This window comes from Streptomyces boluensis (genome assembly GCF_009908195.1).
In the GTDB taxonomy this organism is placed as follows: domain Bacteria; phylum Actinomycetota; class Actinomycetes; order Streptomycetales; family Streptomycetaceae; genus Streptomyces; species Streptomyces boluensis.
In genome coordinates this window covers 1-7,174 of record NZ_JAAAHS010000387.1, presented here as the reverse complement: position 1 = coordinate 7,174, position 7,174 = coordinate 1, and the positions used below count along the sequence as shown (strand labels likewise).

6 protein-coding genes are annotated in these 7,174 nt (G+C 72.5%); all 6 read right to left on the bottom strand.

What is annotated here, in order from left to right:
- Positions 1 to 82: 82 nt before the first annotated feature.
- Genes GUY60_RS31630 through GUY60_RS31605 form a run of 6 tightly spaced genes read right to left on the bottom strand, consistent with a single transcriptional unit; the run spans position 83 to position 6,960 of the window.
- Complete coding sequence (locus GUY60_RS31630; RefSeq protein WP_161704090.1) at positions 83 to 2,818, bottom strand: fumarate reductase/succinate dehydrogenase flavoprotein subunit; 2,736 nt, start codon at positions 2,816 to 2,818, stop codon at positions 83 to 85.
- Positions 2,819 to 2,832: 14 nt separating this feature from the next.
- Entirely contained in the window at positions 2,833 to 3,594 is a 762-nt protein-coding gene (locus GUY60_RS31625) for an ABC transporter ATP-binding protein (protein WP_161704088.1), read from the bottom strand.
- The gene (locus GUY60_RS31620; protein WP_161704086.1) at positions 3,591 to 4,523 is read right to left on the bottom strand and encodes an ABC transporter permease; all 933 of its coding nucleotides are present in this window, start codon (positions 4,521 to 4,523) and stop codon (positions 3,591 to 3,593) included. The genes GUY60_RS31625 and GUY60_RS31620 overlap by 4 nt, the downstream gene beginning before the upstream one ends.
- A complete protein-coding gene (locus GUY60_RS31615) occupies positions 4,520 to 5,869 on the bottom strand; it encodes an ABC transporter substrate-binding protein (protein ID WP_161704084.1) in 1,350 nt (449 codons plus the stop codon). Before GUY60_RS31615 ends, GUY60_RS31620 begins: the two co-directional genes overlap by 4 nt.
- A 29-nt stretch (positions 5,870 to 5,898) precedes the next feature.
- On the bottom strand, positions 5,899 to 6,126 hold the full coding sequence (locus tag GUY60_RS31610; RefSeq protein WP_161704082.1) for a 4Fe-4S dicluster domain-containing protein: 228 nt from the start codon (positions 6,124 to 6,126) through the stop codon (positions 5,899 to 5,901).
- A gap of 54 nt (positions 6,127 to 6,180) precedes the next feature.
- Positions 6,181 to 6,960, bottom strand: a complete 780-nt coding sequence (locus GUY60_RS31605; RefSeq protein WP_161704080.1) for a GntR family transcriptional regulator — start codon at positions 6,958 to 6,960, stop codon at positions 6,181 to 6,183.
- Positions 6,961 to 7,174 lie beyond the last annotated feature (214 nt).

Below are 7,174 nucleotides of genomic sequence, written 5' to 3'. Positions count from 1 at the left end.
GAGGGGCTACCTGGTAGCCCCTCCGGCGATTGAGGAGGCCCGTCCGGCAGGACTTTCGGGAAGGGGCGGGTAGGGGAAAGGCTCAGCCCGCCCGCCCCGCATAAGCCCGAACATCCGCATCCGAATCACCGACCGCTCGCACGAGTGCCGAAACCGCCTCCGGCACCTCCGGGTGCCGAAGCAGCGCCAGCACCGCCTGCTTACGCACATCCGCGTTGAGGTCCGCGAGGGACTTCGCCAGAGCCGGTACGGCGAGGTCCGGCGAGGCCGCGCCCAGCGCCGCCGCCGCGCCCGCCCGAGCCTGCCAGGCCGGATCGGCGAGGGCCGCGACGGCCACCCCGTCGTACGGCGGCGGGCAGCCCACCGCGCCGAATGCCGTGAGCGCCGCCCCCCGCACCAGCGCATCCGAATCGGCGGACAAACGAGCCAGCACCCCGCGCACCTCGACCGGGTCGGCGGTCGACACCACCGCCAGCCCCTTCGCCACAGCGACCCGCACCTCACGCGCCAAGTCCCCTGCAGCGAGGCCCAGCTCACCCACCGCGTCCACGGACACCAGCGCCCGTACCGCCTCGACCCGCACCCCCGCGTCCCCGTCCGCGAGCACCGGCGCGTACAGCGCGGCCTCGCCCAGGCGCAGGGCGCGCAGGGCGCCGAGGGACGCGATCCTGACGGCGGGGTCGGCGTGGGTCAGGGCGGCCAACAGCGGGGTGTGCAGGGCAGGTTCGGGGGTGAGGACCTCCACGAGTTCCGTCAGGGCCGCCGCGGCCGCCGACCGTACCTGCGCCTCCGGGTCGACCAGCGCCCGTGCGAGTGCCGGGCCCGCTCCCGCCGGTGCGGACTCGGCGAGGGTCTGGACGGCGGTGCGGCGTACGGTGGCGTCGGGGTCGCCCAAGTACGGGTCGAGCAGCGGGAGTTCGGGCTGCGCCTCGGCCAGACGCAGGAGTTCCAGGAGACGCGGTGCGGGCGCCTCCACCTGGATCGTCGACGTGCGTACCGCGCCCCCAGCCCCCGAACCCACCGGCGCCGCCTCCCGCGCACCCGCCGTAGCGACCTGCTCGGGATGCACCTCACCGAGGTGCCGGGGCGCGCCGCCCACCGGGGCGTAGGTGTCGACGGGCACGAGGTACGGCTCGACCGGCCGGGCCGTGAACTCCATTGCGCCGGAAGGGGACTTGTACAGGTCGAGGTGGTGCAGCCAGTCGGTGTCGTCGCGGCGGGGGTGGTCGGTGCGTTCGTGGTAGAGGCCCCAGCGGGACTCGGTGCGGGCGAGGGACGAGCGGGCCGCCATCTCGGCGCAGTCCCGGATGAAGCTGACCTCGGCGCAGCGCATCAGCTCGTGCGGGGTGGCGGCACCCATCCCGGCGATCTCCGCGCGCATCCGCTCGAAGGCCTCGACGGCGAGGGAGAGCCGGGCCCCGGACTTGGGCGGTGCCACGTAGTCGTTGACGAAGCGGCGCAGCTTGTACTCGACCTGCGGCTGCGGCGGGCCTTCGGGGTGGCGCAGCGGACGGTAGATCAGTTCGTGTGCCGCCGCCAGTTGGTCCTGCGGCAACTCGCCTTCGTAGCAGGGGAATTGCGCCGCGTCCTCGCCCGCCAGGTCGCCGAAGACGAACGCGCCGATCATGTAGTTGTGCGGGACGCTGGCGAGGTCGCCGGCCGCGTACAGGCCGGGCACGGTGGTGCGGGCGTGGTCGTCGACGCGGACGCCGGAGGCGGAGTGGCCGCCGCACAGGCCGATCTCGGAGATGTGCATCTCGATGTCGTGGGTGCGGTAGTCGTGGCCGCGCCCGGCGTGGAAGGTGCCTCGGGTGGGCCGCTCGGTGGAGTGCAGGATCGACTCCAGGGCGGACACGGACTCCTCGGGCAGATGGCTGAGCTTGAGGTACACCGGCCCCCGGTCGGAGGCGAGTTCGGCGGCGAACTCGGACATCATCTGGCCCGACCAGTAGTCGGAGTCGACGAACCGTTCGCCGTGCCGGTTGACCTGGTAGCCGCCGAAGGGGTTGGCGACGTACGCGCAGGCCGGGCCGTTGTAGTCCTTGATCAGGGGGTTGATCTGGAAGCACTCGATGCCGGTGAGTTCGGCGCCCGCGTGGTACGCCATGGCGTAGCCGTCGCCCGCGTTGGTGGGGTTCTCGTACGTGCCGTACAGGTAGCCGGATGCGGGCAGGCCGAGGCGGCCGCAGGCGCCGGTCGCGAGGATCACGGCGCCCGCGCGGACGGTGACGAACTGCCCGGTGCGGGTGTTGAACGCGGCCGCGCCGACCGCGCGGCCGCCGGAGGTGAGGACCCGTACGGGCATGACGCGGTTCTCGATCCGGATGAGCTCGCGGTTCTCGCGCCGCCGCAACTGCCGGTAGAGGACCTTCTTGACGTCCTTGCCCTCGGGCATCGGCAGGACGTACGAGCCGGAGCGGTGCACCTGGCGGACCGCGTACTCGCCGTGTTCGTCCTTCTCGAATTTCACCCCGTACGACTCCAGGCGTTTCACCATGTCGAAGCCGCGGGTGGCGGTCTGGCGGACCGTGGACTGGTCGACGATGCCGTCGTTGGCGCGGGTGATCTCGGCGACGTAGTCGTCGGGTTCGGCGCGGCCCGGCACGACCGCGTTGTTGACGCCGTCCATACCCATGGCGAGCGCGCCGGAGTGCCGGACGTGGGCCTTCTCCAGGAGCAGGACGCGGGCGCCGCGGCCTGCGGCGGTGAGCGCGGCCATGGTGCCGGCGGTGCCGCCGCCGATGACGAGGACGTCGCAGGAGAGTTCCTCGGCGTCCGTGAGGGCGGGGATCTGCTCCCCCGGAGCGGATGTCTGCACGGTGGTGCTGCCTCTCAGGTGCTGAGCGAGTCGAGGATGTCGCGGCGCAGCGCGGCCGTCTCCGGCCGGGTGCGCGCCGACCGGTCGCGGGGGTGCGGCACGGTCGAGACGTCGAGGAGCCGGCCCGCGCCGATGAGCGCCACCCGGTCGCCGAGGAACAGCGCCTCGTCGACGTCATGGGTGACGAACAGGACGGTGGCGCCGGTGCCGGTGAGCACGTCGACGAGAAGGTCCTGCATCTGTGCGCGGGTACGGGCGTCGAGGGCGCCGAAGGGTTCGTCCATGAGGAGCGCGCGGGGCCGGGCCGCCAACGCCCGTGCCAGTTGGACGCGTTGGCGCTGTCCGCCGGAGAGCCGGTGCGGCCAGGCCGTACCGCGTCCGGTGAGGCCGACCCGGTCGAGCCAGCGCTCGGCGTGTGCGCGGCGCTCGGCGCGGGATGTTCCGGCGATGGCCAGGGGCAGTTCGACGTTGCCGCGGACGGTGCGCCACGGCAGCAGCGCGTCCTCCTGGAAGACCAGGGACCGTTCGGCGCCGGGGCCGTGGAGCCGCGTGCCGTCCTGCGTGACGCTGCCGTCGAGTGGCGGCAGGAGCCCGGCGAGGGTGCGCAGGAGGGTCGACTTCCCGCAGCCGGAAGGGCCGACGACGGTGAGGATCTCGCCGGGTGTGACGTCCAGGTCGAGGCCGGTGAGGACGGGGGCGCCGGGCCGTCCGAGGCTCACCCCGTCGAGGGTGAGGCGCAGGCCACCGGCCGTACCGCTCAGGGGAGTCGAGGTCATGCGCGGGCCGCTCCTTCGGTGCGGGGCAGCCAGCGGGTGAGCCTTCGGCCGAGGACTTCCACGGCCGTCGAGGTGAGCCAGCCGAGCAGCCCGATGGTGACCATGCCGACGAACACGCCCGGATAGTCCACGACGGTGTAGTCCTGCCAGGTGCGGTAGCCGACGCCGTACTCGCCGGAGATCATCTCGGCGGAGATGACGCAGATCCAGGAGACGCCGACACCGGTCGAGAGGCCGCCGAGCACGCCGGGCAGCGCGCCCGGGAGGAGCACCGAGAACAGCAGCCGCGAGCGGCCGCCGCCGAGGGTGCGAACGGCCTCCTCCCACACCGGGTTCAGGGCGCGCACGGCGTGCCGGGTCGCGACGGTGACGGGGAAGAACGCGGCGGCGCAGGTGATGAAGACGATGCCCTGTTCGTTGCTGGGGAAGAGCAGGATCGCGACCGGTACGAGAGCGATGGCCGGGACGGGCCGCAGCACTTCGACGAGCGGCCCGAGCACATCGGCCGCGACGCGGGAGCGCGCCAGGGCCGTGCCGGTGGCCACGCCGAGTACGGCGGCGAGGAGGAACCCGGTGACGATCCGGGTGAGGCTGTCGGCCAGGTCCTGCCAGTACGGTCCGCCGCCGGTGAGCCGCGCGCCGAAGGCCGAGGCGACATCGGTGACGGTCGGGAACTGGCCGAAGCGCAGCCACACGGCCACGTCGTACGCGGTGAGCACCTGCCACAGGCCGAGCGCGACAAGCAGCGACAGCGCGCGCAGTGCGTAACGGGCTGCGGGCGTACGGGAATTGGGCGCGCGCGACTTCGACTCGGTCCCGCGCGACTTGGGCGTACGGGACTCGGGCTCATCGGACCTGGGCGCCCGGTCCGGCACGTCGGCCTCGGCGGTGCGCGCCGGCGGCGTCGTCGTATCCGAGGGCGAGGTCATGCGGCACGCTCCAGGGCGCTCGCGTACGACACGGTGCGGGCGCCCGGGTGCTTCGCCACGTAGCGCTGGGCGGCCGCCGGGGTGACGAAGGCGCGCAGGGCGTTGCCGTGGGCGACCCACACGGCCCGGTCGGCGAACCAGAGGGTGCCGGTGGCCGCGTCGGGTACGTAGGCGGCGCGGACGGTGTCGCGGTGCGCCGCCACGTACCGCAGGAGCGCGTTCGGGGAGTCGAAGCCGGCGGTGCGGTCGGCCCCCTCGCGCCACACCTCGCCGCGCGGCTGCGGGGGCTGCGCGGCGAGCGCCTTCGGATAGGCCGCGCCGTGGGCCCGCTTGACGTAGCGGTCGTCGACGAAGCCGTCGACGTCCACGTCCTGTACGAGTCCGGCGGAGCGCAGCACCGGTACGTCCTTCTTCAGTGCGGCGACCAGGCGGGGTTTGAGGGTGGGGTCGAAGGTGGCGATGCCGTGGGCGCCGTTGTAGAGGTACACCACCTCGGGCGGCAGCCCGGTCGCCTTCGCGACCTTCTCGGCGGCGGCCACGGGGTGGCTGCGCAGGTGCTCGGTCGCCGTGATCTGGGCGCGCAGGAACGCCTCCACGACCTCGGGCCGCTGCTCGGCGAACTCGTCACGCACGGTGACGCCGTGGAAGGTCGGCAGGTTGAGTTCCGCACCGTCGTACAGCGCCTTCGCCTTGCCCTGGAAGGCGAGCAGTCCGGGCCAGGCAACGAACTGCGAGAGTGCGTCCGCGCTGCCCGCCTGCAGGGCCGAAGCACCCACGGCGGGCTGCTGGTTGAGCTTGTCGACGCCGTCGACGCCGGCCCGTTCCAGGGCTCGTACGAGGGTGCCGTCGGCGGCCGATCCGACGCTGGTGGACACCTTCTTGCCGCGCAGGTCCGCGAGGGTGCGGAGCTTGGAATTCGGCGCTGTGACCACGGTGTTGAGGCCGCCGCGCAGGTTGTAGCCGGTGACCGAGACGAGCCGGGTGGGGCGGTCGAGCTGTTGTCCGCGGGCCGCGTTGAGGAGCAGCGGGAAGTCGCCCATCGAGCCGATGTCGACCTTGCCCGCGGCCATCTGCGCGGTGATCGGCGCGCCGGTCGCGTAGTCCTGCCACTTGACCTCGTACCGGACCCCGGACCGTTCGCCCTGTGCCTTGAGTTCGCGTTCGAAGGCTCCGAGGGAGCGGAGCAGGGTGCCGGCGGTGACGGTGTTGATGGTCTTGGACTGGTAGCCGACAGTGACGGTCACCGTGTCGTCGCCGTCGCCCGCGCTCGCGTCGCCGCCGCAGCCTGTGGCGAGCGTGGCGAGCAGCGCGAGGGCGGCGACGAGACCGACTGGTGTGCGTTTCATGGGAGTTGGGCCTTTCACCGGAGTGCTGTTCACCGGAGCAGGTAGGGCATGTTGACCGTGACCGCGCCGGTGGGACAGCGGGCGGCGCACGGGCCGCAGTACCAGCACTCGTCGACGTGCATGTACGCCTTGCCGGTCTCCGGGTGCAGGGCGAGGGAGTCGAGCGGGCACATGTCGACGCAGAGGGTGCAGCCGTCGACGCACTTGGACTCGTCGACGGTCACGGGCACGTCGGCGCGCTGGGGCACGAGAGGCATGGCTGTCTCCAGGAAGGTGGGTGTACGGAAGCGGGCGGGGCCTGGCGGTGTGGCTCAGGTGGCGCGGTGCAGCAGGCCGCTCATGGTGATCCGGTCGCCCCGGAAGCGGATGAACTCCAGGTCCACGGGCCGCCCGTCGGCGAGGTGGGTGAGCCGCTCCAGCATGAGGACGGCGGCGCCGCGCGGCGCCTGCAGTACGGCGGCCGAGTGCGCGTCGGCGTTGACGGCCTCGAGGGTGATCTCGGCGCGGCCGAGCGGCTGCCCGGTCACGGATTCGAGGAGCCGGAACACATCGGTGTGCTCCAGGTCGGCGTCGAGGAGTTCCACCCCGATGTCGAGCGGCAGGTACGTGAGGTCGAGGGAGAGCGGCAACCCGCCGAGCCTGCGCAGCCGTTCGATGTAGAGCACTTCGCTGTGCTCGGGCAGTCCGAGGCGGGCCGCGACCGGGGCGGGGGCGCGGACCGGGCCGACGGTGCGCACCTCGTTGCTGACCTGTCCGTGTTCGTGCAGCGTCTCGGCAAGACCTTGCAGCCGGTCGAGTCCGTGCCGGTACTTCTCGCAGGCGACGACGGTGCCGACGCCTGGCACCCGTTCCACCAGGCCTTCGGCGCTGAGCAGTCCGAGTGCCTGCCGGACGGTGTTGCGGGTGGCGCCGTAGTCCCGGCCGATGGCCTCCTCGTAGGGCAGGACGCCCTCGGCGAAGGCTCCGGTGAGGATCTGGTGCCGCAGCAGATCGGCGAGTTGCCTGGCCCGGTCCGCGCGCAGCCGGCGGCGGCGGGCGGCGACGGTGCGCGCCCCGGCCCCGGCGTGCTCGCGGTGGTGTTCTGCTGACATGCCGGGGACCCTACCGACGGCCGGGCCACAAGGGTGTTGCCGCAGTATTGCGCCACTCGGGCCGCCGAACTCACCGCTCTGACCTGGGCTGTTACCTGGCGGGCGGCAAGATCTGCCACTTACGGGCGTACTTGGCGCGGCACTTGACGGGTCGGGGTGGCCACACTAACCGTAAGGAAAGTTTCCTAACCCCTTGACCGCAATGGGAAAGAAC